The sequence below is a fragment of the Klebsiella sp. R445 genome (assembly GCF_051131755.1).
In the GTDB taxonomy this organism is placed as follows: Bacteria; Pseudomonadota; Gammaproteobacteria; order Enterobacterales; family Enterobacteriaceae; genus Klebsiella; species Klebsiella lignicola.
Genome location: NZ_CP180446.1, coordinates 4,180,833 through 4,207,158, shown reverse-complemented (window position 1 = coordinate 4,207,158; position 26,326 = coordinate 4,180,833). Strand labels below are relative to the sequence as shown.

19 protein-coding genes and 4 tRNA genes are annotated in these 26,326 nt (G+C 58.6%); 5 read left to right on the top strand and 18 right to left on the bottom strand.

Annotated elements, in window-relative coordinates:
* Positions 1-38: 38 nt before the first annotated feature.
* Complete coding sequence (gene tcdA, locus ACMYSN_RS19860; RefSeq protein ID WP_154143988.1) at positions 39-845, bottom strand: tRNA cyclic N6-threonylcarbamoyladenosine(37) synthase TcdA; 807 nt, start codon at positions 843-845, stop codon at positions 39-41.
* A 105-nt stretch (positions 846-950) separates the two neighbouring features.
* The gene (gene mltA / locus ACMYSN_RS19855; RefSeq protein ID WP_123756686.1) at positions 951-2,048 is read right to left on the bottom strand and encodes a murein transglycosylase A; all 1,098 of its coding nucleotides are present in this window, start codon (positions 2,046-2,048) and stop codon (positions 951-953) included.
* Positions 2,049-2,263: 215 nt separating this feature from the next.
* Here mltA and ACMYSN_RS19850 point away from each other — a divergent pair.
* The 4 genes from ACMYSN_RS19850 to ACMYSN_RS19835 all read left to right on the top strand — a co-directional run bounded on the left by ACMYSN_RS19850 (position 2,264) and on the right by ACMYSN_RS19835 (position 2,714).
* A tRNA-Met gene (locus ACMYSN_RS19850) sits at positions 2,264-2,340 on the top strand.
* A gap of 51 nt (positions 2,341-2,391) precedes the next feature.
* Positions 2,392-2,468: transfer RNA gene (locus ACMYSN_RS19845), tRNA-Met, on the top strand.
* A gap of 46 nt (positions 2,469-2,514) precedes the next feature.
* Positions 2,515-2,591 (top strand) — tRNA-Met (locus tag ACMYSN_RS19840).
* 46 nt (positions 2,592-2,637) lie between these two features.
* Positions 2,638-2,714 (top strand) — tRNA-Met (locus ACMYSN_RS19835).
* Between the two features lie 136 nt (positions 2,715-2,850).
* On the opposite strand, the gene cobS is transcribed toward ACMYSN_RS19835, so the two are convergent.
* From cobS to amiC, 6 genes are all read right to left on the bottom strand, one after another.
* Positions 2,851-3,594 (bottom strand): adenosylcobinamide-GDP ribazoletransferase, encoded by a 744-nt coding sequence (gene cobS / locus ACMYSN_RS19830; protein ID WP_462495900.1) that lies wholly within the window; start codon positions 3,592-3,594, stop codon positions 2,851-2,853.
* Positions 3,591-4,136, bottom strand: coding sequence for a bifunctional adenosylcobinamide kinase/adenosylcobinamide-phosphate guanylyltransferase (gene cobU / locus ACMYSN_RS19825; RefSeq protein ID WP_462495899.1), 546 nt, complete (start codon positions 4,134-4,136; stop codon positions 3,591-3,593). The genes cobS and cobU overlap by 4 nt, the downstream gene beginning before the upstream one ends.
* Positions 4,130-5,653 carry a cobyric acid synthase gene (locus tag ACMYSN_RS19820; RefSeq protein ID WP_462495898.1) on the bottom strand — a complete coding sequence of 508 codons (1,524 nt, stop codon included), beginning with the start codon at positions 5,651-5,653 and terminating at the stop codon, positions 4,130-4,132. Before ACMYSN_RS19820 ends, cobU begins: the two co-directional genes overlap by 7 nt.
* Positions 5,654-5,717: 64 nt before the next feature.
* Complete coding sequence (cbiB, locus tag ACMYSN_RS19815) at positions 5,718-6,677, bottom strand: CobD/CbiB family cobalamin biosynthesis protein (RefSeq protein ID WP_462495897.1); 960 nt, start codon at positions 6,675-6,677, stop codon at positions 5,718-5,720.
* 166 nt (positions 6,678-6,843) lie between these two features.
* Positions 6,844-7,920: a threonine-phosphate decarboxylase gene (cobD, locus tag ACMYSN_RS19810; RefSeq protein WP_462495896.1), complete on the bottom strand. Its 1,077-nt coding sequence runs from the start codon at positions 7,918-7,920 to the stop codon at positions 6,844-6,846.
* Positions 7,921-7,938: 18 nt separating this feature from the next.
* Positions 7,939-9,192 carry an N-acetylmuramoyl-L-alanine amidase gene (amiC, locus tag ACMYSN_RS19805; RefSeq protein ID WP_462495895.1) on the bottom strand — a complete coding sequence of 418 codons (1,254 nt, stop codon included), beginning with the start codon at positions 9,190-9,192 and terminating at the stop codon, positions 7,939-7,941.
* 226 nt (positions 9,193-9,418) lie between these two features.
* Between amiC and argA the strand changes: the two genes are divergently transcribed.
* Entirely contained in the window at positions 9,419-10,750 is a 1,332-nt protein-coding gene (argA, locus tag ACMYSN_RS19800) for an amino-acid N-acetyltransferase (RefSeq protein ID WP_123756679.1), read from the top strand.
* A gap of 76 nt (positions 10,751-10,826) precedes the next feature.
* On the opposite strand, the gene recD is transcribed toward argA, so the two are convergent.
* The 10 genes from recD to lgt all read right to left on the bottom strand — a co-directional run bounded on the left by recD (position 10,827) and on the right by lgt (position 26,190).
* The gene (gene recD / locus ACMYSN_RS19795; protein ID WP_462495894.1) at positions 10,827-12,665 is read right to left on the bottom strand and encodes an exodeoxyribonuclease V subunit alpha; all 1,839 of its coding nucleotides are present in this window, start codon (positions 12,663-12,665) and stop codon (positions 10,827-10,829) included.
* Positions 12,662-16,207 (bottom strand): exodeoxyribonuclease V subunit beta, encoded by a 3,546-nt coding sequence (gene recB / locus ACMYSN_RS19790; protein ID WP_462495893.1) that lies wholly within the window; start codon positions 16,205-16,207, stop codon positions 12,662-12,664. The genes recD and recB overlap by 4 nt, the downstream gene beginning before the upstream one ends.
* Positions 16,204-19,089, bottom strand: a complete 2,886-nt coding sequence (ptrA, locus tag ACMYSN_RS19785) for an insulinase family protein (protein WP_462495892.1) — start codon at positions 19,087-19,089, stop codon at positions 16,204-16,206. Before ptrA ends, recB begins: the two co-directional genes overlap by 4 nt.
* 121 nt (positions 19,090-19,210) lie before the next feature.
* Positions 19,211-22,582, bottom strand: coding sequence for an exodeoxyribonuclease V subunit gamma (recC, locus tag ACMYSN_RS19780; protein WP_462495891.1), 3,372 nt, complete (start codon positions 22,580-22,582; stop codon positions 19,211-19,213).
* Between the two features lie 12 nt (positions 22,583-22,594).
* Positions 22,595-22,918, bottom strand: a complete 324-nt coding sequence (locus ACMYSN_RS19775) for a prepilin-type N-terminal cleavage/methylation domain-containing protein (protein ID WP_462495890.1) — start codon at positions 22,916-22,918, stop codon at positions 22,595-22,597.
* Positions 22,903-23,310, bottom strand: coding sequence for a YgdB family protein (locus ACMYSN_RS19770; RefSeq protein ID WP_462495889.1), 408 nt, complete (start codon positions 23,308-23,310; stop codon positions 22,903-22,905). The genes ACMYSN_RS19775 and ACMYSN_RS19770 overlap by 16 nt, the downstream gene beginning before the upstream one ends.
* Positions 23,307-23,870: a prepilin peptidase-dependent protein gene (locus tag ACMYSN_RS19765; protein ID WP_462495888.1), complete on the bottom strand. Its 564-nt coding sequence runs from the start codon at positions 23,868-23,870 to the stop codon at positions 23,307-23,309. Before ACMYSN_RS19765 ends, ACMYSN_RS19770 begins: the two co-directional genes overlap by 4 nt.
* Positions 23,861-24,328 carry a prepilin peptidase-dependent protein gene (locus tag ACMYSN_RS19760; RefSeq protein WP_462495887.1) on the bottom strand — a complete coding sequence of 156 codons (468 nt, stop codon included), beginning with the start codon at positions 24,326-24,328 and terminating at the stop codon, positions 23,861-23,863. The genes ACMYSN_RS19765 and ACMYSN_RS19760 overlap by 10 nt, the downstream gene beginning before the upstream one ends.
* Before the next feature lie 185 nt (positions 24,329-24,513).
* A complete protein-coding gene (thyA, locus tag ACMYSN_RS19755; RefSeq protein WP_462495886.1) occupies positions 24,514-25,308 on the bottom strand; it encodes a thymidylate synthase in 795 nt (264 codons plus the stop codon).
* 6 nt (positions 25,309-25,314) lie between these two features.
* Positions 25,315-26,190, bottom strand: coding sequence for a prolipoprotein diacylglyceryl transferase (gene lgt / locus ACMYSN_RS19750; RefSeq protein ID WP_123756669.1), 876 nt, complete (start codon positions 26,188-26,190; stop codon positions 25,315-25,317).
* Positions 26,191-26,326 lie beyond the last annotated feature (136 nt).

The following is a 26,326-nucleotide window of genomic DNA, read 5'->3' as shown; positions in this document are numbered from 1 at the left end:
ACTGTTAACCCCGTAGCCCGTATCAGGCGCGCAAAAACCTATCCCTGACGTTCGGCCTTCGCCAGCATTTTCTTCAATGCATGGGATACGGCAACAAAGCCAAAGGTGGCGGTCACCATCGTCGCCGCGCCAAAGCCGGAGGCACAATCCATCCGTTTCGGGCCTTCGGCGGTACTCTTCATGGCGCATACGCTGCCGTCGGCCTGCGGATAAACCAGCGCTTCGGTTGAGAAGACGCAATCAATCCCCAGCTTACCTTTGCTGTTTTTCACCACGCCAAACTGCCCTTTCAGCCGTTCACGCAGCTTCGCCGCCAGCGGATCCTGGATAGTTTTCGCTAGATCAGCCACCTGAATCTGCGTCGGGTCGATTTGTCCGCCCGCCCCGCCGGTGGTCACCAGCGGCACTTTATTACGGCGACACCAGGCAATCAGCGCCGCCTTGGGACGCACGCTATCGATGGCATCAATCACGTAGCTATAACCGGCGCCCATATACTCAGCCACGTTTTCCGGCGTGACAAAATCGTCAATCACCGTCACCCGGCATTCCGGGTTAATCAGGCGAATACGCTCGGCCATCACCTCGGCTTTCGCCAGCCCGACGTTGCCGCCCAGGGCGTGGATCTGCCGGTTGGTGTTGGTGACGCAGACATCGTCCATGTCGATGAGGGTGATCGCGCCGATACCGGTTCGTGCCAGCGCTTCCGCCGCCCAGGAACCGACGCCGCCAATGCCAACGACGCAGACATGCGCCTGCGCAAAACACTGCAGCGCTTTTTCACCATATAAACGCGCCGTACCGCCAAAACGCTGGCGCCAGGCGTCGCTGATTACAACAGACATAAAACCTCAGAATAAGTGGAAAAACCCGGATGGCGCACAGGCGCCGTACCGGGCTACCGTCGCCCCGGTACGCACGGCGCGACCGGGGAACAAGGAGAGGAGATGTTAACCGCTAAAGACGTTGCCAGCACCCGGTGCGTTCTTCAGCACCCAGACGCGACCATAGTGGTTATACCAACCAGCACGATGGCCAGCGTCCGCCCCGATGCCCTGGTAAATATCGAAATGCTGCCCTTTAATCGCCCCGCCCACATCCAGGGCCACCATCAGACGCAGTTCGTACTGACCATTAAACTTGCCGTTGTTATCCAGCAGCGGCACTTCTGCCAGCAGGGTAGTGCCCGGCGGAATAATGCTGCGGTCAGAGGCCACCGACGCGCGGCCAATCAGCGGAACCGCGCTCGCCCCTTTCACCGGTGCGAATGACTGCGGTTTAAAGAAGACGAACGACGGGTTCTGTTCGAGCAGTTCACGCACTTCCGCTTCGCTATGGGTTTCGCCCCATTCACGAATCGCCTGCATCGACATATCTTCTTTCTTCACTTCGCCACGGTCGATCAGCACTTTGCCAATACTGCGGTAAGACCAGCCGTTTTTGCCGGCATAGCTGAAGAAGTTCAGCGGCGAGCCGTCACCAAAATCAATATAGCCGCTGCCCTGCACGTCCATAATAAAGTTGTCCATCAGCGAATTGCTGTAGGCCAGGATATAGGCGTCACTCAGCCCACCGGCATAAATGCTGGCACGGGACGGCAGCTTACCGCGTTTCGGCGGCATGCGATAAATAGGGTACTGGAATTCGCCCTGACGGGTATGGCGCGCCTGCACCACCGGGGTGTAGTAGCCGGTGAACTGCACGTTGCCGTAGCTATCGGCACCCTGCATCTGCCAGGCATCAATACCGTACTGGCTTAAGGTGCGGGTATCGCCACCGGCGCTTAACCACTGCTGCAGCGCGCTATAAACGTTGCTCTGGCTATTATAGAGGCGCGGTGAGGCACTGCGAATCTGCCTGACCTGCTCGGAGAAGTCACCGGCGTTAATGGGCGAACCCACCGCATCAGGCTGGTTAACCAGCGAAAACGGCTGGGTTAACTTCCCTTCATTATACTGCTGGCCGCGATCGGTCGGTTTTGAGGAACAAGCGGCAAGCATTGCCATCATTGCTCCGGTCACTACATACTTTGCCCAACGTCCTTTCATGGTATCTCTTCTTTACGCTGCTTAGTCGCGGTTCGTGAGGAGGGAAGATAACAAACCCCCAGGGCTATTGAAATGCGCTAAAGCATCACAAATACAAATTTGAGCAAAAAACCAGCGAAAAGCGCTCTTTTATACATCAGTTATTACAAAATTACTGTTTTAGATGAAAAAGGGTTGCATCAGAACGTTAGCGGAGTATAGTGCGCATCCACGGACGCGGGGTGGAGCAGCCTGGTAGCTCGTCGGGCTCATAACCCGAAGGTCGTCGGTTCAAATCCGGCCCCCGCAACCAATTAAAATCAGATAAGCAGTAAGCTTTACTCGATGGAAGAGTAAAGACGGACGCGGGGTGGAGCAGCCTGGTAGCTCGTCGGGCTCATAACCCGAAGGTCGTCGGTTCAAATCCGGCCCCCGCAACCAATTTAAAATCTGATAAGCAAGTTACTCGATGAAGAGTAAAGACGGACGCGGGGTGGAGCAGCCTGGTAGCTCGTCGGGCTCATAACCCGAAGGTCGTCGGTTCAAATCCGGCCCCCGCAACCAATTTAAAATCTGATAAGCAAGTTACTCGATGAAGAGTAAAGACGGACGCGGGGTGGAGCAGCCTGGTAGCTCGTCGGGCTCATAACCCGAAGGTCGTCGGTTCAAATCCGGCCCCCGCAACCAACACAATGAACACCCTAACGGGTGTTTTTTTGTTTCTGCGCCCCGCCACCCTCATAGCTATCCAATAACCTTGATACCAGATACGCCATCGCCACCCCATGCGGAGCGACCATGGCGCCCGGTTACTCATACTGACTCACAACAGTGCCAGCAGGAAAATCAGCTCACCCAGTTCTATCGCGGCTCCCAACGTGTCGCCGGTTTGCCCGCCCAGGGTACGTTTCAATAATTGCCCAATGGCAAAAATCGCCACCATGGTGATCCCCAACGCCATGACGCCCTGCATGCCGGGCAGCAACATGGCCGCGAGAATGGCGGTCACGCCCAGCGTTACGCAGGTTTGTTTCCCGCTCACTTTGCCGATAAACACATTGCCCAGCCCCTCTTCGCGGGCATAGCGATGGCGATACATCAGCAGCACGGCGACACCTCGCCCCGCCGCACAGGCAGCCGCCAGCGCAGCCAGAACCGGTGCCCCGCGCAGCGCCAGTTCGCTAATCACCAGCACTTTTGCCAGCAGGACAAAAATCAGCGCCAGCCCGCCGTGGGTTCCCAGCCGGCTGTCACGCATGATCTCCAGCATCCGTTCCCGGCCACGGGCGGAAAACACCCCATCGCAGGTGTCGGCCAGGCCATCGAGATGAAAACCACCGGTCAGCAACGCCAGCGCCAGCACACAGAACAGCGCCGCCAGCGGCACGCCGCACCACGACGCCACGGCCAGAAACACCAGCCCGCTCAGCCCGCCCAGCAACACCCCGACCAGCGGGAAGGTCACAATCCCGCGCACGTAGTGATCGATCTCAAGCCCTTGCGACCAGCGGCCCGGCACCGGTAACCGGCTGATAAAAGAGAGCGTTGCCCAAAATAATTTGATCATTTAATTTTGACTCCAATACCTGATACTACCCACCAGACTTCATCCGCTGCAGACGCCAGACGCTGGTTGACCCGCCCGGCAATATCGCGGAAATGCCGCGCAAGACGATTTTCCGGGACAATCCCCATCCCCACCTCATTGGTGACCAGCACCACCGTCGCCGGACAGCGCTGGCAGGCGGCGATCAGCGTGTGGATTTCGTCGTCTATCATTCGCTCCATCGCCGCAAAATCCCAGCCGTCCGGGGAACTCTCGCCGCCCTGAGCAAACAGCAGGTTAGTCACCATGGTGGTGATGCACTCCAGCAATACCGCTTCCTGTGGGTCGTTGTGCGGCGTAATCAGTTCATCGAGATGCTGCCAGCGTTCGGCGGTCCGCCAGTGCGCCGGTCGGCTATCGCGGTGATGCTGGATCCGCTCGGCCATTTCGTCATCAATAATCTGCGACGTCGCGAGGTACAGGACCTGCGGCGAATCGGAAATCAGCGCTTCGGCATGGCGGCTCTTGCCGCTACGGGCGCCGCCGGTAACCAGAATCAGCATGATGGCTCCTGATGCTGCTGCATAATATGGTAAATTTTTTCGATATCAATATGCTGGCGCATGGCGGCGGCCAGCACATCAAACTGCTTTGATTTGTATTGCGCGTAATGGACCGACAGATCCAGCGCGTTCAGCCCTTTACGCATACGCAGGCCGTTGACCAGCGCGCGAGTGAAATCATCGCTGTCGAACAGCCCGTGCAGGTAGGTACCCCATACCAGGCCGTCGGCGGTCATTGCCCCGTCCGCGACCCGCTGGCCGTTTTTCTCCAGCGCCAGCACCGGCTGGCTGTCCCCGTGAAGCACCGTCTCACCCATGTGGATTTCATAGCCGCGCACGCGCAGGCCGCCAACTCCAGCCAGCCAGCCCGGCAGCGCGGCCGACATTGTCGCCTCAACCTGGGTGGTGGTTTTATGCTGGGCAAACCGGGTCACGGTGTTAAGCAGGCCCAGCCCGGGTAATGTCTCCAGACCAGATTCGACGCCATCGACGATCGTCTCGCCCAGCATCTGATATCCCCCGCAGATCCCCAGAACAGGGATCGCCTGCTGATGCGCCTGCAGCACCGCCTGCTCCATCCCGCTTTCGCGCAACCACAGCAGATCGCCCAGCGTATTTTTGCTGCCGGGCAGGATCACCAGATCGCTGCCCGCCAGATCCTGCGGATAACGGACGTAGCGGACGCGGACGTCCGGCTGCGCCGCCAGCGCGTTGAAATCGGTGAAGTTCGAGGTATGCGGTAGCTGAATCACCGCGATGTCTATCTCGCGCTGCGTGGTGCTCAGGTATTTGCCTTTCTGCAACGCGACGCTGTCTTCATCTTCCAGGTCGACCTCCAGCCACGGCAGTACGCCCAGCACGGGAACGCCGGTTAATGCTTCGATCTGTTCGATCCCGGAGTAGAGCAGCGTGATATCGCCGCGGAATTTATTAATGATCACCCCTTTGACCCTGGCGCGCTCCTGCTCCTGCAGCAGGGCCAGAGTGCCGTAGATGGCGGCAAACACCCCGCCGCGATCGATATCGGCAACGAGGATCACCGGGCACTGGGCCAGCTCCGCCATGCCCATGTTGACGATATCGCGGTCGCGCAGGTTGATCTCCGCCGGGCTGCCGGCCCCTTCCAGGACCATGACATCGTACTCCTGCGCCAGGCTGCGATAGACCTCAAGGATCTGCTCGCGCAGGCGCGGTTTGTACTCGTGGTAGCTCACCGCGTCCATGTTGGTGGCCACTTTCCCCATCAGCACTACCTGGGCTTTGAGATCGCTGGTCGGTTTCAACAATACCGGGTTCATGCGCACGTCCGGCGCAATCCCGGCCGCTTCGGCCTGGAAAATCTGCGCCCGGCCCATCTCTTTACCGTCAGCGGTGATGCCGGAGTTCAGGGCCATATTCTGCGATTTAAACGGCGCCGTGCGCAGGCCATCCTGATAAAAAATTCGACATAATCCGGCCACCAGCACGCTTTTGCCGACATCGGACGCCGTCCCCTGCAACATAATTGCCTGCTTCATAAGGCTTCCTCGCTCGCGTTTTCTCGCATGTCATTGCAATCTATTTTGTTTTCTGTGCCGGCGCTCAGGCCGCACCTGCCCACAGATAGCGCAGCACCATAAACAGTACCAGGGCTAACGTCGAGGCGACCCACATCAGGCGAATGGTCCGGGGAATATCATCGACCGCAATATCGCGCACGGCGTCGCCAATCCACGGTTTTTCCACCCGCTCGCCAAAATAGTCATTCGGGCCGCCGAGGCGAATACCTAACGCCCCAGCCACGCTGGCTTCTGACCACGCGCAATTGGGGCTGCTGTGGCAATAACGATCGCGCCAGCCGATCCGCAGGGCACGCGCGCCGTCGTTGCGGCATAAGAACGCTGCGAGGCCGATCAGCAGCCAGCTCAGGCGGGCAGGAATATAATTCGCGACGTCGTCGAGGCGGGCGCTGACCATACCAATGGCGCGATATTTTTGATGCTTATACCCCACCATTGAATCGAGGGTGTTCACCGCTTTGTAGGCCATCGCCAGCGGCACGCCGCCCAGCAATAAGAAGAACAGCGGCGCGATAATGCCGTCGACGGTGTTCTCGGCCACCGTTTCCACCACCGCGCGGTTAATCTGTTCAGGCTGCAGTTGAGAGGTATCGCGCCCGACGATCCAGGAGAGCTTTTCGCGGCTTTGCGCCAGGTCGCCAGCCCGCAGCGGACATTCGACCTCCCGGGCAGAGTCCGCGAGGCAACGACCGGCCAGCAGCGTAAAGATCAGCCACACTTCAATGCCCCAGCCCAGCCAGGGATGGATATGCCGGGCGATATTCAGCACCGCCCAACTCAGCCCCCACGTCAGACCGACGACGGTCAGCCACAGCACGGCACCGCCGATGCGCAGCGCGCGGTCACTGCGACAATACCGACGAACGAGAGATTGAATAAAGGTAATGAGATTGCCCATCCAGCGCACCGGATGCGGCCACCGCGGGGGATCGCCGATCAAAACATCGAGAACCCAGGCGACACACCAGGCCAGCAGCGTCATGGCTTACGCCTCGCGGCCACCAGTCGGTGGATGAAAATGTATGGATGGAGTGTTACCGCCATACCCTGTTCCTGTTCAGAGTGGTCGCTGCGGGGAAGTATTACCCCCTTCCCTGGCACCTGTTGGTGATAGTCTGCCCCGATGATGGAGGCATCAGGGGGCGCTATTATGCCATGATAGTGCGGAGCGCCGTAAGCAGACGCTGATTCTCTTCCAGGCTGCGAATCGCCACACGATAATAACCCTCACCCAGGCCCGGATAGTTCGCGCAGCTGCGGATCAAAATATGCTGCTGCAACAACGCCTGTTGCAGGTCGAGCCCCTCACGATTGCAGCGCAAAAACAGATAGTTGGCCCGTCCCGGATAGACGGTCAGATCATCAAGCTGGTTCAACGCCTCGTAAAAGCGTCCCCCCTCCTGCGCCAGCCATTGCCAGGTCGCCTGTTGATAAGCGCGATCCTTGAGGACTACCTCGCCGGCCAGCGCGGCAAAGGCATTGATCGACCAGGGCATCTGCTTCTCGCGCAGTCGGGCCACGGCTTGTTCATCGCTGTTCACCAGATAGCCCAGACGCAGGCCGGGAATTGCGTAAAACTTGGTGAGCGACCGTAGCACCCAGATATGCGGGTTATGCTGCAGGAAAGGGATAAACCCCGGTTGGTCGGGGATAAAATCAAGAAACGCTTCGTCCAGAATCAGCGCAATACCGGCGGTCTGGCAGCGGTCGGCAATCGCCTCAAGCAATGGACGCTCCGGCAGCAGGCCGGTGGGATTATTGGGGGTACAAAGGAACAGACAGTCCAGATCCGGCGTCAGCACGTCAAGAATGGCCTCGGTCAGCTGCCAGCCGTCTTCTTCGCGCAGCGCATAGCTTCGGGGAACGCAATCAATCGCCTGTAGCGCACGGCGATACTCCGCGAAACCCGGCGTTACCACCATCGCCGAACGCGGTTTCAGGCCGTTGACCAGCGTAAAAATAGATTCGGTTTCACCATTTCCCGCGAGGATCCACGCGGCGGGGATCTGGTGATGTTCGGCCAGCGCAAGGTGCAGCTGCTGATAATCAAGGTCGGGGTAATGCTGAGCGCAGGCGAGGTTATCAATCAGCGCACACCGGAGGCTTTCCGGCATGCCGGCCGGGTTAATATTGGCGCTAAAATCCAGCAGCTGTTCCGCGGTAATCCCCAGCAGCGCTGCGGCTTCCCGGGTATTACCGCCATGCGCGCTCTTCAGTAGCGCCATTTCCTGCTCCCGTGTTGATTAACCGCGTCTTGCCAGCGTTGCACCATCGGCGAAGTAGGCTTTGATCCCTGCAAGAATGGACTCGGCCACCTGCTGCTGGAAGGTGGCCGTTTTCAGCTTACGCTCTTCTTCAACGTTACTGATAAACGCCGTTTCCACGAGGATCGACGGAATATCCGGCGCTTTCAGCACCGCAAAGCCCGCCTGCTCGACCTGGTTTTTATGCAGGCTATTCACCTTACCCATTTTTTGCAGCACCGCTTTCCCGAATTTCAGGCTATCAGCGATGGTCAGCGACTGCACCATATCGAACATCGTATGGTCGACGTAGCGATCGCCGCTCTTGCTGACGCCCCCCACCAGGTCAGAGGCGTTCTGGGTTTGCGCGAGATACTTCGCGGCGGTACTGGTCGCCCCTTTGGTCGACAGGGCAAAGACCGAAGAACCCCGCGGCTGCCGGCTGGTAAAGGCATCGGCGTGAATGGAGACGAACAGATCGGCACGCTGTTTTTGCGCCTTGGCAACGCGCACCTTTAACGGAATGAAGACATCTTCATTGCGGGTCATGTAAGCCCGCATATTGCCCTCTTTTTCGATTAACGCCCGTAGCCGGCGGGCAATCTGCAGCACCACGTCCTTCTCGCGGGTATGGTATTTGCCTACCGCACCGGAATCTTCGCCGCCGTGGCCCGGATCGAGCATGATCACAATCGGCCGATCGCGCCCGGCTTTCCCCGGCTTCGGGCCGCTCTCCGCAGGCGGCACCTGCCGTTCGAGGTCGCCTTTGTTGTAATCTTCCAGCAGGGCCAACAGAGGATCCTGCACATCGGTGGCGTTGGACGGATAGAGATCCATCACCAGACGCTCTTTAAAGCCGGCCACCGGCGCCAGGGCAAACAGCTGAGGTTTGACGTTTTGCTTCAGTTCAAACACCATCCGCACCGTCTGGGGATCAAATTGCCCGACGCGCGCGGATTTAATGTAGGGATCGTCATCGCGGATGCTCCCTCCCATGCCTTTGAGCACGGAGTTCAGGTTCACCCCTTCCAGATCCACCACCAGCCGTTCCGGATTGCTCAACGCAAACTGCCGGTATTTCAGCACATGATTAGATTCTACCGTCACGCGGGTATAGGTTGACGACGGCCAGACACGGACGGCGACGACCTGCGCCGCCGCAGCGAAACCTATCGGGCTGACGCTCATTAACCACATCGCACCCGCCCCTTTTAACAGGTGACGGCGGCTTAATCCTGACTTGTATCCCGGCATGCCACTCCCAAGCAATAAAACGTACTGGTATTCAAAACAAACAGATTGACCAGAAACTTTAACCAAAGCGGCATAACCTGTCATCAATAAAAGGGTAAACAAACTTAGAGAACACGGATTTGGCCACAGATTTTTATCAATTTAGCCATAAATTTAGGCTTGCGTTTAACGGCAAAACAGAATAAAAATACACTTATTACGAATAATCATGCATTGAGGGTTTGTCATGGTGAAGGAACGTCGCACCGAACTGGTAGAAGGATTCCGCCATTCAGTCCCCTATATTAACGCTCATCGGGGAAAAACGTTTGTCATCATGCTTGGCGGTGAAGCGATTGAGCATGAAAATTTCTCCAGCATAGTCAATGACATCGGTCTGTTACACAGCCTGGGCATCCGCCTGGTGGTGGTCTATGGCGCCCGTCCGCAGATTGACGCCAATCTGTCGGAGCACCGTCACGAGCCGGTCTACCATAAACAGACCCGCGTAACCGACGCCAAAACCCTCGAACTGGTGAAGCAGGCTGCCGGTATGCTGCAGCTGGAAATTACCGCACGCCTGTCGATGAGCCTGAACAATACCCCGCTGCAGGGCGCCCATATTAACGTGGTGAGCGGCAACTTTATTATCGCCCAGCCGCTGGGCGTCGATGACGGCGTTGATTATTGCCATAGCGGACGCATCCGCCGCATCGATGAAGAAGCTATCCACCGCCAACTGGATAACGGCGCCATCGTCCTGATGGGACCGGTTGCCGTTTCGGTGACTGGCGAAAGCTTCAATCTGACCTCGGAAGAGATCGCAACTCAGCTGGCTATTAAGCTGAAGGCCGAGAAAATGATCGGCTTCTGCTCCTCGCAAGGCGTTTACAACCAGGATGGCGAGATTGTTCCGGAGCTGTTCCCGAACGAAGCCCAGGTCCGGGTGGAAGAGCTGGAAGCGGAAGAAGATTACAACTCCGGCACGGTGCGTTTTCTGCGTGGCGCGGTGAAAGCCTGTCGTAGCGGCGTCCGTCGCTGCCACCTGATCAGCTATCAGGAAGATGGCGCCTTGCTGCAGGAGCTGTTCTCACGCGACGGCATCGGGACCCAGATCGTCATGGAGAGTGCGGAGCAGATTCGCCGCGCCACCATTAACGATATCGGCGGGATCCTCGAACTGATTAGCCCGCTGGAGCAACAGGGGATTCTGGTGCGCCGCTCCCGTGAGCAGCTGGAAATGGAGATCGATAAGTTCACCATTATTCAGCGTGATAACACCACCATTGCCTGTGCCGCGCTTTATCCGTTCCCGGAAGAGAAAATCGGTGAAATGGCCTGCGTGGCGGTGCATCCGGATTACCGCAGTTCATCCCGCGGCGAAGTGCTGCTTAACCGGATTGCCACCCAGGCGAAGCAAATGGGGCTGAGCAAACTGTTTGTTCTCACCACCCGCAGCATTCACTGGTTCCAGGAGCGCGGCTTCACACCAGTGGATATCGACCTGCTGCCGGAAAGTAAGAAAGAGATGTACAACTATCAGCGCCGTTCAAAAGTGATGATGGCCGACCTCGGCTAAAGCGCCCCCTCCCGGATAGTGGCGTAAACGCCTTATCCGGGCGACTCTTGTCCGTCGCCCGCCGGGGTTCCTGCTTCTATTGATGACTGGCGAAAATATCCGCCAGTCCGCTGCGCCGCTCGGTGCGGGCAACGATAGCCTGGAGCAGCACCTGCTCGTCGGCATACATCGATAAACGCTGTTTTGCGCGGGTGATCGCGGTATAGACCAGCTCGCGGGTCACCAGCGGAACGCTCTTCGCTGGCAGAATCAATGCCGCATGATCAAACTCCGACCCCTGTGATTTATGCACCGTCATCGCCCACGCGGTGTCATGCTCTGGCAAACGGCTCGGCTGTACCGACTTAATACTGCCATCCGGCATCGGGAACCAGACCCGCAGCCCTTCCCCTCGTTCCAGCGCAATCCCGATATCGCCATTAAACAGTCCTAACGCACTATCGTTGCGCGAAATCATCACCGGACGCCCTTCATACCAGCGCGAGTGGCGCGGCAGCGAAATCGCCCGGTTGCGGTTTAGCCGTTGCTCCAGCTGTTCATTTACGCCGCTGACGCCATATGGGCCGTCACGCAGGGCGCACAGTAGCTGGAACTCCGCGAAAGCAGCGAGCAGCACTTCGGGCTCAGCCCGTTCACGCAGCAGCTGTAGATAGTGGCCATATCCATCCTGCGACTGGGCGAGCATCGCGGCGTATTCCTCGGTGGTGCTCAGCGGATGCAAGACGATATCGTCAAACGGCTGGCGTAACGTCGCCCTGACGCCCTGGCGATCGCCATTATTCACCGCCCGAGCCAGGCTGCCGATCCCGGAATGACTGCCAAAACGGTAGCTTTTTTGCAGCAGACACAGGCTGTCGCGCAGCGCACCGGCAATTTCACCTTCTCCGGCCGGCAGCGCATAGCCGGTCAGCTTCGTCAGCTGTTCCGCACGCCCGGCGGTATAGCCGGCATTCACCCAGGCACAGATATCCCCGAGCACCGCCCCGGCCTCTACCGATGCCAGCTGATCGCGGTCGCCGAGGAAAATAACCCGCCCGTGTTCCGGCAGCGCGTCAATCAGCCGCGCCATCATCGGCAGGTCAATCATCGAGGCCTCATCCACAACCAGTACGTCCAGATGCAACGGGTTACCGGCGTGATAGCGCAGACGTTGGCTGCCTGGCTGGGCGCCCAGCAGACGGTGCAGCGTGCTGGCCTCGCTGGGCAGCAGCGCTTTTTGTTCATCACTTAGCGGAAGGCGACGCAGCGCGTCCCCCAGCGACTCGGTCAATCTGGCGGCGGCTTTCCCGGTCGGGGCCGCCAGACGGATACGGCAGCGCGGCTGGTGAGTGGTCTGAATCAACGCCGCCAGCAGTCTGGCGACGGTGGTGGTTTTCCCGGTACCGGGGCCGCCGGAAATCACCGAAATACGACGGGTCAGGGCAACCGCGGCGGCAACTTTTTGCCAGTCGGTCTCATCGCTTGCCGGGAACAGGGCATCCAGCGTGGCGGCCAGCCGGGCATCGTTCACCTCGATAACCTGGTTCGCCTCGTTAAAGAAATGGGCCACGGTTAGCTCATTTCGCCACATGCGGTTGAGATAGAGCCGTTCGCCGCAGAGGATCATCGGCGTCGGACGATCGCCAACGCTAACCGCAGACGACGCCAGCAGCAGCGCCGGCCAGTCATCCGGCGATCCCGCCAGAGCCAGAAGTTGTTCGCGCATCTCGCTGGCTTTACCACCCAGAAACTCCGCAGAGCGCAGGCGCGACACCGGCAGACAGACGTGGCCTTCTCCGGCATCGCGGCTCAGCACCGCGGCCGCCAGTTTCACCGCCGGATGCGCATCGTGCGCCACCATCAGCGCAAACTGCACGTCTAGCGGGCGTAACACCCGCTGATTTGCCGCTTCCAGCAACAGTTCATCCATTGTCATGACATGCTCTCCTGAACGTCTCCGGCAAACAGCGCATCCAGGCCGTCAATCAGCGGCTGAGCGGGACGGGTGGTAAATATCCCCTGCTCACCGCCCTGGCCGTCAATGCCGCGCAAAAAGAGATAAATCACGCCGCCGAAATGGTGTTCATATTGGTAGTCAGCGATGCGATGCCGCAAATAGCGGTGCAGCGCCAGGCTATAGAGCTGGTACTGCAAATCGTAGCGATGCCCGCGCATGGCCTGTTCCATCGCCTGGCGGGTGTAGGCCTCGCGGTCTGGTCCCAGCCAGTTCGATTTGTAATCCAGCAGATAGTAGCGACCGTTATGGCGGAACACGAGGTCAATAAAGCCTTTTAACATGCCGCGAACCTGGCGGAAATCCAGCGGCGGGCAGTCGATGGAGAGAGGATCGTAGCGGCGAATCATGGCATCCAGCCGCTGCGGATCCAGCCGCTGTTCAATGGGTAAATAGAAGGCCATCTCCACCTGTTTATCGCCCGCACTAAGCTGATTTAGCGCGATACCGGCACCCGGCAACGGCGTACGCAGTACGTCATCCAGCCACTGGGTCAGGACCGGCGTCCACTGCTCGCCGAAGCCGCCGGACTGCAGCTGTGTCGCCATCCACTCGGCAGGCACCGGCTGGGTGAAATCGAGATCTTCAAACAGGCTGTGCAGGAAGGTCCCCGGCGATGCGCCGCGCGGGAACTGATGCGGAGTAAGCTGTGGATCGTCGGCCACCTCGCCGACGCCAGCGGCATCGACGTCAAGACGGGGCAGCAGATCCTGAGCCTGGCTATGGCCATGCTGCTGTAGCCCGGAATAGCTGGTGACACGCCAGTCGTCCGTCACCTGGCGCGTCAGGAACCTTGCTGACAGCGGCGGCAACGCCTCCTGCGGCGCCTGCCAGGGTGTCGGGTCCAGCGCCGCTGGGGTTTGCAACGCAATATCATCGCAGCATAAGGCCTGCAGACGCGCCGTCAGCCCGGCGGCATCCATCGCTTCGCCGCCCTGCAGCAGGCGCCCCAGGGCGCTTTGATGAAAATCACTGGCGCCGGGTTTGTCGCTGCGGCGGGTGCTGAGTGGTGCGACGCCGAGACTGCAATGCCAGACCGCACGGGTCAGTGCAACGTACAGCAGACGTAAGTCCTCTGCCAGGCGCTCCGCTTCCGCCAGCTCCAGGCTGCCCTCGTTTTCGTCGAGATCAAGTACCGCAGCGAAGGAGTCACGGTCGTGATAAAACGCCTGATCCTGCTTACGAAAACGCGCGATAAACGGCAGCCAGACCAACGGGTATTCCAGACCTTTCGATTTATGCACGGTGACAATTTGCACCAGGTGCTTGTCGCTCTCCAGGCGCATCTGCTGGCTTGAGGCATTGCTGTCCGGTTCGGCGATGTGCTGCGTCAACCAACGGACCAGCGCATGTTCGCTCTCCAACTGGTTGGCCGCCTCCTGGAGCAGTTCGCTGATGTGCAGAATATCCGTTAACCGGCGCTCGCCGCCGACCGTCACCAGCAGGTTTTCCGCAATTTTCCGCGCGCTCATCAGCGCCCGCAGCATCGGCATCACGCCACGCTGGCGCCAGATTTGCCGATATTCGCTGAACTCCTCAACCAGCGCATCCCACGCGCGTTCGTCCTGATTAAGGCTTTCGATATCCAGCGCGTTCAGGCCAAAGACCGAGGTCGCCAGCGCGCTGCGCAGCGTATTTTCGCGCTCCGGAGCCAGCACCGCCTGCAGGATCCACAATATCTCCTGCGCTTCCGGGGTTTCAAATACGCTGTCACGGTTCGAAAGGTATACCGACGGGATCGCCAGCGCCCGCAAGGCGTCCCGGATCAACGAGGCTTCCTGGCGGTTACGCACCAGCACCGTCATATCCGAGGCCTGGACCGGCCGGGCAGCGTCCCCGCGCCAGAGCAGCGCGCTTCCCTGCTGACCGGCGCTTAACCAGTCGCGAATTTGCGCCGCGCACAGCTGCGCCATATACGCCTGATACTCGCCCGCCCCGACGGCCTCACCCGGCATCAGCCAGATGTTCATCGCCGGCACCGCGGCGTTATCAACGGTAAACCGCAGCCCGTGGTTCTTCCCGGCCGCTTTGACCGGCAAAAAGGGGATTTCCCGGAACATAAAGGGGTTATCGCTGAGGCCAAACAGGCGGTTAACGCTTTCCACCATCCCGGGGGCAGAACGCCAGTTGGTGTCAAGCGTGTAGTGAGCCGCAACGTCACCACGGGCTTTCATATAGGTGAAAATGTCCGCACCACGGAAGGCATAGATGGCCTGTTTGGGATCGCCGATCAGCAGCAGCGCCGTCTCCGGCTGGTGCCGCCAGATACGGCGGAAAATACGATACTGCTGCGGATCGGTATCCTGGAATTCATCGATCATCGCCACCGGGAAACGCTGGCGGATAGCGCTGGCCAGCGCGTCTGCGCTTTCGCCATGCAGCGCAGCATCCAGCCGACTGAGCATGTCGTCAAAACCCAGCTCGCCGCGGCGACGTTTTTCCCGTGCCACCGCGTCGCGGATCTCCACCATCGCCCTGGCCATCACCAGATCCGTCAGCGTCAGCGGAGAGGCCAGCAGCTGTTCCACCGCGCTGAACAGCGGATGTACCGGCGGCTCGCCATCGGCCTTGGTGCGTTCATACAGGAAGGGCTGAGAGAATTTCTCCAGCGCGTCGGGCAGCAGGTAGCTTAGCGTCTCTTCCTGAGCCCAGGCGTTGATCTTGTCGATCCACTTACCCTGATTGCCACGATTGAACTTGCGCCGGTCAATGCCGGAGCTCTCCAGCACGCCTTCAATCTCACCAACCTGCTCGCGCCACTGTGCTTTCAGCGCATTGATACGGGTAATGATTTGCTGATGACGTTCAGCCAGCGTCTCTTCGGGCGCGGGCGGGGATTTGAGCTGCGGGGCTTCGCCCTGTAACCAGCGGTCGAGAGATTTCAACAGATCGCGCGGGCCTTTCCATGCCTCGTGGATCACCGCGGCAATGTCGCGCGGCAGCGGGTAACAGTGGCGGCGCCAGAAGTCGGCACAGGCCTGGTAGCGCAGCCGGGATTCATCTTCGATCAGTTGCTGTTCGAACAGCATGCCTGACTCAAAGGCGTTCAGGCTCAGCATCCGTTGGCAGAAGCCGTGAATGGTGAACACCGCCGCTTCGTCCATCTGCCGTTCTGCCAGCAGCAGCGTGTTCGCCGCCTGAGTTTTATCCGGGATTTCGGCCAGCAACGCGGCATAGAGGGGATCGGTCGTGCTTTCACGCAGGCAGGCAATGCGCAGGTCATGGATATTGCTGCGGATACGGCCACGGAGTTCTTCGGTGGCCGCCTCGGTGAAAGTCACCACCAGCAACTCTTCCACGCTGACCGCCCGGGGAAAGGCGGATTCACCGCCGAGTCCCAGCAACAGCCGCAGGTAGAGTGCGGCGATGGTAAAGGTTTTTCCGGTGCCCGCAGAGGCTTCTATCAGGCGCTCGCCCGTTAAGGGCAAGCGCAGAGGATTCAGAGGCTCGGCGGTTTCGGTCATTCGTTCTCTCGCATCAGGGGTAAGGATTTCTGCAATGCGCTGACGTTTTCCCAGACTTTGCCACCCTCAGGGTGGACGTAATCGGTCTTGCCATTCTGGCTGCCGGAGACCTGGGACAATATCGCCATGCCTTGCGGATCCACCACCGTCTGATGGAAGAAGTCGGCAAGTTTGTGCGGCGTCAGCAGTTTTATCTGAGCCACTACTTTATCACGTGAATCGAAACGCATATTACCGCGATCGAAATCTTTGCTCAGCTGCGAGGCTTCCCCGCCGAGGGTTTGCGGCGCCTGGGTCATCTGGCCAATCACCGCCTGCTGGATTTGCGCAAACTCTGCCGGGCTCATGGCCCGCAGTTTGGCTTCAGCCGTGGGGAAAAAGGCCTTAAAGCGTTGCCAGAGGAACGCCGGCTGTTTATCACTGCTTTGCAACAGGAAGCCCATCCCCCACTGGCGGCCGATGTTCATCGGGAAGGCAAAGACCGCGTAGCCAAGCTGCTCTTCGGTACGCAGTTGGGTATAGAACCACGGCTGAATAATCTGCCCGAGCAGGGAGCTGGCGGCGGAACTGCTGTACTCATCGGCGTCAGGTGGCGCAAAGACCGCGGCCAGCGCCGAGTCGGTGCTGTTACCGGCTTTTTCAAAAATCGCCAGCTGCTGGCTGTTGATCAGCACATCTTTGTTCCGGCACCACTCGTTACCATCAGCCCCCAGCTGTTGCTGGATCTGGCGAGCCATCGCGGTGGACTGCTCGGCGCTGAGATTACCGATGACCATCAGCTCCGGTCGTCCTTTGGCTTTCAGGTTGTCCCGGTAGGCCAGGACCTCTTTCAGGGTGATCGACGGCAGCAGCCCACGGCGCTCTTCCCGCTGGAAATAAGGCACCTGAGACAGCATCTGTACCGGCATAATCGCCAGGTCGTACGCTTTCCCTTTCTCCGCCGAGTCCATCATCTGTGCGTACCAGGACTTCGCCTGCGCCAGCTGTTCTTCGGTCGGCGTGTAGCTGAAATAGCCATCCAGCAGTGCGGTAAACAGTTGCGGCAGGCGCTGGGTGTAGCCATTGGCATTGACCATTAACCCGTTATTGGCGCCGGTAGAGAAGCTGATTCCCCCGACCGCCGCCTGATTACTGAGCTGGTCAAGCGCGATACCCGCCAGATAATCATTCAGGGCAAACATCACCTGGCTGCGGGCGCTATCCATGGCCTGCGGGTTGCGCAGCACCAACGAGACATCGGCCTTCGGTTCACTGGCGAAGTACTGGCTCGGCGCGTAGACCACGCGCAGCGTCGGCTCATCGACGATCAGTTGCGGATGCGGGTAGGCTTTGTCGCTTTTAATCAGCGTAAAATCGTCAGGAATATAGGGGTTCAGCACCGGCAGCTTGAGGTCGATAGCGCTCGCCTTCTGCTGCCAGTCGCTAAAGGTCTGGGGGCTAATCTTGTCGACCTGATAGGGCGCATTCACAAAGTAGGCGGTTTTGTTATGCGGTTCCTGCGGGCTGATATACCAGACACGGGCGTTTTGCGGGGTCATCATTGCCAGCCGGTCTTTAATCGCCTGAGGGTCGTACCGGTCGGCAATATTCACCACGTCCAGCGTATGCTCTACCGGTACGCGGATCATGGTATCCGCCAGCCATTCAACGTAGTCCATATCGCGGTTGATCGAGGGATAGCGGAAATCGAGCGCCAGAACGTGAGACAGCTCATCGAAATAGCGTTTGTCGATGCCCTGACTACGCAGCAGGTTAAGGTAGCTGAAGATCGCCGCGGCGACTTCATCGCGGTTCGCCAGGCCCTTATCCGTCAGGGTCGCGGAAATCGCCAGCACGCCGCTGTTGCCATTCACCGCCGGATCGGAGTCCGCGCGAATGCCTTCCACCAGGCCTTGCTGCTGCAACCAGTCGGATAAGGTCCCCGGGCTGCGGTTCCCTATCATATAGGTCACCAGCTCGTCGGTTTTACTGCGGAACTGGTCGCTATTGTTATCAATACGGAATTCAATGCGCAGCACTTTACGCGGCATCGCCGGAACGTAGTGGATGATGATGCCCTTTTGCGCATCGGTCACCACCGGAACGGTGATCTCCGGTTTGCTGATATTGTGGTTGGGTACCCGGCCATAGGTAGTGGCCGCGATACTTGCCAGCTCCGGCAGCGGTTTATTGCTGTAAATCACCGCTTTCATCAGGTTCGCCGAGTACCAGCTATCACGGAAAGCATGCAGGGCATCGAGCACCGGTTTGCCGGGCTTGTCGCTGAGCGTTTCGAGGTTACCACCGGAAAAATGTGATGCCGGGTGAGCCGGGTTAATGGTTTCGGCACTGACCTGCGCCATACGCATCCCGTCCCGGGTCCGCGCCATGGTCAGCTCGGCATTGACGGCATTGCGTTCGCGGTCGGCATATTTTTTATCGAGCAACGGGGCCGCAATGGCATCCGCCAGGCGATCGACCGCACCATCCAGCGCATCGTTCTCAACTTCAAGATAGAACGCGGTGCGATAAGGCGCGGTACTGGCGTTATGACTGCCGCCGTGCATTTTGAGGAATTCGGCGAGGCTGTCAGGCTGCGGGTATTTTTGTGAGCCCATCAGCGTCATGTGCTCGAGGAAATGCGCCAGCCCCTGGTGTTCGACGGGATCCTGCAACGATCCCACGGGCACCACCAGTGCAGACAGCGATTTCACCGCCTGCGGATCGGAAACCAGCAGAACCACCATGCCATTATCCAGACGAATTGCCTGATACTGCCGGGGATCTTTTTCACTTTTGCGGATAGTGTCCTGAATCGGTTGCCATCCGGTATCTGCCTGACTTAACGGCGCCCAAAGGGCCGCCAGCACTAAAATAACCTTGAACCATACACTGCGGGGCATTCACGAACCTCATCATTAACAAATTTGCGCCGGTTGCATCGGCGCGGTGCACATCAGTCCGTGATTGGTTGCGCATGATAATTGAACACCTTAATCTGCGCAATTTTTATACTATTACAATTTATTCGGACTGATGGAAACGAAATATCGGCAACAGGTAACGCTGTGTTTGGGTAATAATTTCGTCATAGCATTCCGGTTCAAGAGTGCGCCACAGGCGTTGATACCAGACATCAGTACCTTCACCGCTGACCACCATATTGCCTTCATAGGCCTGAAGAAATTTACTCCGCGCTTTTTGTTGTGTCTCTTCGTCCGTTAACATGACATCCTTTTCAGCGTCATAACAGACTTTTAGCCATGCGCCGCCGCTTTCAGGCAGCAGCAGTAGCGGTCTGGACATGCCTTGCAGGTAACCCGCTACCAGTTCATCAAGATATGCCTTTGCCTGTTCTTGCGCCAGCGGTGGGAAACGCCACTCGCCTTCTTTTCGCACCAACAGCCGACTTTCGCCGGTTCCGCCACCAGCACAGTAGACAAGGTGTTCCAGCCAAAGTTGCATCCCCTGCGCCACGCTCAGCAGCGAAGGTCGCCAGCGTAACAGGCCGTCTGATTGTACCTGCTGCAGCCAGCCCGTAATGTTAACGCCGTGACATTGCAGATCGATTTCCACGCTCAGCCCTGGCTGGCGGCTGGCAATAACCCGCTCCGCAAGGTTCTGCATCTCCTGACGTTGCGTCTCCCAGGCCAGCTCGCCAAAAGCACCGAAAGGTAGTTCGCCCGCAGCCCGGAAACGACGATACATCGTTGCGGGATCCTGTTGCTCAATCAAGGTATTCAGCAGCTGTTGATTCAGCTGATAACGGCTAAGCCCTTCCAGGGTAAAGGGTTCGTCATCGGGGATATCGCTCTCTTCAGAGCGGAAGTTAACCCGCAGGCGTTGCTGGAAAAAGGCCCGAACCGGGTGCTGCCAGAAGCGCAACAGCTGTTCAAACGGCAGGGTGTCAATGGGCGGCACCGGCAGCGGCTGGATAAAGTCACTGTGCGCCTCCCCTTGCTGACTGGCGGCCGCCAGCCATTCCCGGGCGTAGCTTCGATGTTCATCATCGAGGAAGTTGGCCGCATCGAAGGGCATCCGGGTATGCAGATGGGTGATGTGCGCTTTGACCCGCCGCTCGCTGGCGTCGCAATCCAGCTCTTCATCACCTTCCAGGCAGTGGCTCTGGCCAATATAGTCCGCCAGTTCTTGTACCAGTACCGACGGGTAACGTTCGCTATTGTCCTGAATCGAGCGGCCGATATAGCTGATATATAAGGTCTGTTCGGCAGACATCAGCGCCTCGAGGAACAGATAGCGGTCGTCATCGCGACGGCTGCGATCGCCCCGCTGCGGCTTCTGGCTCATTAAATCGAAGCCCAGTGGTGCCAGCGTACGCGGATAAATGCCGTCATTCATCCCCAGCAAACATACCACTTTGAACGGGATCGAACGCATCGGCATCAGGGTACAGATGTTAACCGGCCCGGCGAGGAAACGCTGGCTGATACGCTGCTGGTCCAGGCGCTGGGCCAGCTCATCACGAAGGAGTGACAGGGGAACGCTCTGCGCATATTGCGCCTGAGCGCCTTCGCCAATGACCGCCTGCCACTGCTGCTCGATCAACGCCAGAGCGGCTTCCGTGTCGCCATCAGGCAGGAAAAAGTCGTCCAGCAGTTCGCGACACAGCGGTAGCCATTCCGCCAGCGGACGCTCCTGCGCCAGCGTGTGACGCCACTGGTTGAGCTTCATTAGCAGTGAAGCCAGGTTGCCCACCAGCTCGGCAATCAGCCCGCTGGATTCATCGTACGGCAATACCGATTGCCACTCGCCCTGGCTGCTGTCCATCGCATAGCCCAGCAGCATACGCGTCAGACCAAAACGCCAGGTGTGCTGCCCGGTGGCTGGCAGATCCAGCTCACGTACGTTATCGTCGTCCATCCCCCAGCGCACGCCGGACTCGTTAACCCACTGACGCAGGTAGCGCAACCCCGCTTCATCAATGCTAAAGCGGGCAGCAAGAACCGGCACATCCAGCAGAGCCAGAACATCTTCACTGGCAAAGCGGCTGTCGGGCAGCGACAGCAGCGTAATAAACGCCTGCAGCGCCGGGTGCGATTCACGGGCGCGTCGGTCAGAGATCGCCCACGGCAGCCAGCGTTCGCCGCTGGCGCTGCCGAATACCGCCTGAATATAGGGGCTGTAGCTGTCGATATCCGCCACCATCACGATAATATCGCGCGGCGTCAGGGTCGGGTCCTCTTCGAGCATCGCCAGCAGCCGGTCGTGCAGGACTTCCACTTCACGCTGCGGGCTATGGCACACCTGAATAGTCAAGCTGCGATCGCCCAGGGCCAACCTGCGCTTGCTGTCACTGCGGGCAAACTCCTCGGCGTTACGCCCGGCCACCGCCGCATTGCGCAGATCGAGAATATCGGCCTGTACATTGTGCAGCAGATTATCCGGCGTGATATCGACGAAGGCATCCAGCTCTTCATAGCGTTCCAGCCCGGCCAGCAGATAGATATAGTCCCGGCCCAGCTTGCCCCAGGAGGCCAACAGCGGGTTGCCGACGTCCTGTTCCCCGGCGTCGTTAAACAACCCCGGCGCCTGTTCGGCATCGCGGAACAGCGGCAGCTCCCGTGATTCGCGGTGATGACGGCGCTGGCGCGACATCAGTTTCGCCAGAAAAGCCGGGTCTTTAATATCGCCCCAGTAGTAGCGGCAAGGGTTGGTGAACAGCACGTAGACATCCACGTGCTTGCCAAGCGCCTGTAGTGCCTGCAGATAGACCGGCGGCAGCGCCGAAATACCACAGATAAACACTCGTGAAGGCAGCCCGGCCGGCGGTTGGTCTGCCGTTTCCAGGGCGCTGATAAAACGCTGGTACAAATTCGCACGGTGCCAGGACTCCTGCCCCAGTTCGGCGGTGTGTTCGACCAGCGCTTTCCACAGCGGCGCCTGCCACTGCTGCGCATCGCCAAGGCCATCAACCCGTTCGTCAGCCTCCCAGCGCATCAGCCATTCCGGGCGATAGACCAGATACTGGTCATAGAGGTCAGCCACCCTGGAGGCGAGCTGGAACAGCTTGCGCTTATCGCTGTCGTCGCTCAGATAGTGGCGCAGCAGCGTAAAAGCGTCATCGTCGAGGCGCTGCGGCAGTAAGGTCATGAGTTTCCAGCTCATGCTTTGTTTATTAAAGGCGCTTTCACCGGGGATATCCGCCAGTACGCGAACAAACATGTCCCAGATAAAGCTGGCTGGCAATGGAAATTCGATATTGGCCGCAATGCCAAATCGCTTTGCCAGGGTCATCTGGAGCCACTGTGCCATACCGGTACTTTGCACCAGAACCATCTCCGGTTTGAAAGGGTCGTCCAGCCGCTGGCGCTCGACGATAAACTCCATCAACGCTTCAAGAACATCCAGACGGTTTGAGTGGTACACCCTTAACATATTCGCTCCTGACTACTGATTTACCGGGCAATGCAGCCGGGTCATCTGCACCCGTTTTTCAACGGGCATGGTGATCGTTACCGTGATGCTGACACATCTTGCCGCCGATGTCTGCAAACGGCTGACCGCCCTGCCGCCCGAGATGGCGGGAGGGTTCAACTGACCGTAGCGCCACGCATCACGCCACAGCTGGCGATACTGATTTAATTGAATAAAACCGCTGGCTAACCCTCGCTGATAGCCGCCAAGTACAGTCACTACCATCATCAGCAGCACCATCGCCAGCAGCGTTTCCGGCAGGCTAAAACCGTGCTCCCGGCTCAGGGCATTTGACATAAGCCCTCCTCCGTCAACGGGCAGAAGTCGCTCCAGCCGTGGGGTGAAAACTGAACCACGCCCTTTTCAACCCACCCGGATTGCCATAATAAGATGCTGCCGCCGCTGGCTATCAGCAGCACCGAGGCATCGTTAAAAATGCGCAGACAAGCGCGCCAGTTATCGCTGCCTGCGTGCCGACAGGCTGCGGGGTCATCTATCGACCACGGCTGCTCTTTTCCCCACTGCAGGGCGGAGTGCGCCCCGGCGGTCTCCCGGATGCCCCGGGTTTCTCCGGCGGTTTGCGCCAGCAACGCGCGCTGGCGCTGATTCAGCCCTTGTAGCAAGGTACTACCGAGCACCAGTAGCAACAGCACCATCAACAGTGACGAGAACCCCTGCTGGCAGCTCATAGGTTATATCCCGTCACGCGGTATTCCGCGTGGGCGGTCATTCGTGGATCCGCGGTCGAGTGTGCGGTCAGGGTCACGCTAAGCTCTGGCGCAAAGCCGGTAATCGCCTGGCGGGTCACCTCAAAATGGGTCACGTTGATCGCCGCGGGATTGGTCATTTTCTCCCATCCGCCGCCATAACAGCTGGTCACCCCGCGCCGGGTTTCTAACGCACCGTTGTTCAGGCGAAAGCCCGTGGCATCTGAGGTTGCCTCCGGCGAGATATCCCATACGCCGTTACTGTTGCTGTCCCAACGGACGATGATGCAGTGGCCGCTGCTGGCGATCAGCAATGGCTCCCCCACACACTTCCCACGGCAATACCCTGCCCGTTGCAGATGTTTGGCTACCGTATAAAGGCGCTGCCACAGTTCGTCATCCAGCGACTGCTGCTGCGTCTGGCGCAGTACCTGCCGTTGCAGCGCAGGTAAAAAACGCGAGGCGCCGGTCAGCAAAATGGCGCTGATAGCCATCGCGATAAGCGTCTCAGCCAGAGAAAACCCACGGGAGATCACAGGCATGATGCGGTCTCCTCATTGCGGCACAGACGAATGCGCCCCCAGTTGGAGACAATTATGTTCCAGCTGTCACCCGCGCTATGCAACCGGATATGTCCGGCCCAGGCGCTATTGCGCAGCCCGTAAAATCCCAGGCCCGGCGTGATATGGCTGAGCGATACCTCAGGCCAGCGCGGCAGAAATGTAAACGGCATTGCAGGCGCACAATTCACGGGAGCCTCCAGGGCGCTCAGGCACCAGCCATCAGCGTGCTGGCCCACGCTCAGCACGCGGTTGCGGATATGCCAGTTGGCATCATCGCGCAGCAGCACGAGGTAATCGCGCACCTGGCTGGCGGTTTGCCATAACCGCTGTTGCTGCTGCCAGCGCTGCCAGCCGTACAGCGCGCCGGCGCTGAGGATTAACATCAGTGCCAGCGTTATCAGCGTTTCAATGAGGGTATAGCCGCGTTGTCTGTTCATGGCGCAAGTATGGGGAAGTTGCGACACCGGAACGACAGGCAAAAGAGCAATTCGCGTGGCGCGCCGAAGCAAGAATCAACATTTGCAGCACGTTGCGGAAAATCTGGAAGGGTTATTCATGGCACAAAAAAAACCGGCGCCACTGGCACCGGTTGTTGTATCTGTCACGTCCTGTTCTGGTTAAATTAAATCGCCACCGGCGCTTTAATTCCCGGATGCGGGTCGTAGCCTTCGATCTCAAAGTCTTCAAAGCGGTAGTCGAAAATCGACGCCGGTTTACGCTTGATAACCAGCTTCGGCAGTGAACGAGGCTCGCGGCTCAGCTGCAGATCCGTCTGCTCAAGGTGGTTGCTGTACAGGTGGGTATCCCCGCCGGTCCAGACAAAATCACCCACTTCCAGATCGCACTGCTGGGCCACCATATGAACCAGCAACGCATAGCTGGCGATGTTAAACGGTAGGCCGAGGAACACGTCACAGGAGCGCTGATAGAGCTGACAGGAGAGTTTTCCGTCCGCAACATAGAACTGGAAGAACGCATGGCACGGCGCCAACGCCATCTTGTCCAGTTCGCCAACGTTCCAGGCGGAAACGATGATACGACGCGAATCCGGGTCGTTTTTCAGCTGTTCCATCACGGTGCTGATCTGGTCAATATGGCGGCCATCTGGCGCCGGCCAGGAGCGCCACTGTTTGCCGTAAACCGGCCCCAGATCGCCATTTTCATCTGCCCATTCATCCCAGATGCTGACGTTGTTCTCATGCAGATACGCGACGTTGGTGTCACCCTGGAGGAACCACAGCAGTTCATGGATGATGGAGCGTAAATGACAGCGTTTGGTCGTCACCAGCGGGAAGCCTTCCTGCAGGTTAAAACGCATCTGATGGCCGAAAATAGAGATCGTGCCGGTACCGGTGCGGTCATTTTTTTGCGTGCCTTCTGTAAGCACTTTCTGCATCAAATCAAGATACTGTTTCATGGTTCCTCAAGAAGTTTGTTGCTGCGGACGGCGGCGGTAAGCCCAGACCATCATAATGATGCCCGCAAGCACCATTGGAATGGAAAGAATCTGGCCCATGCTGATGTACTGCACCCACTCACCGGTGAACTGCTGATCCGGCTGACGGAAGAATTCCACGATAATGCGGAACAGGCCGTAGCCAATCAGGAACAGACCCGAGACCGAGCCGATTGGGCGCGGTTTGCGGATAAACAGGTTCAGGATCAGGAACAGCACAATCCCTTCCAGCGCCAGCTCGTACAGCTGTGAAGCGTGACGCGGCAGTGCGCCATAGGTATCAAACAGCGATTGCCATTCCGGATGTGACGGCAGCAGAGCCAGATCTTCCGCCCGTGAGCCGGGGAAAATCATCGTGTAGTGGAAGCTCGGGTCAACGCGGCCCCACAATTCGCCGTTGATAAAGTTGCCCAGTCGTCCAGCGCCGAGACCAAACGGGATCAGCGGCGCGATAAAATCGGATACCTGGAAGAAGGTACGTTTGGTGCGTTTGGCAAAGATAATCATCACCAGGATGACGCCAATCAGGCCACCGTGGAACGACATCCCGCCGTCCCAGACACGGAACAGATACAGAGGATCCTGCAGGAAGACCGGCAAGTTATAGAACAGAACGTAACCAATACGACCGCCGAGGAAGACGCCAAGGAAGCCGGCATACAGCAGGTTTTCGACTTCGTTTTTGGTCCAGCCGCTGCCCGGACGATTGGCCCGACGGGTGGCCAGCCACATCGCAAAAACAAACCCGACGAGATACATCATGCCGTACCAATGGAGGGCAACCGGCCCAACGGAAAATATTACCGGATCAAACTCCGGAAAATGCAGGTAGCCACTATTCATCTGTCACCATAAAGACTTGTTATTCCGCCGAAAGTGGACAGCGGTCATCATACACGCCCGAGCTATGCGGGTGCTCCAAGGGGGCGAATAATAACATAAGGTTAATTCACTGGCCGTGCCGTTGTTGTAAAAGATA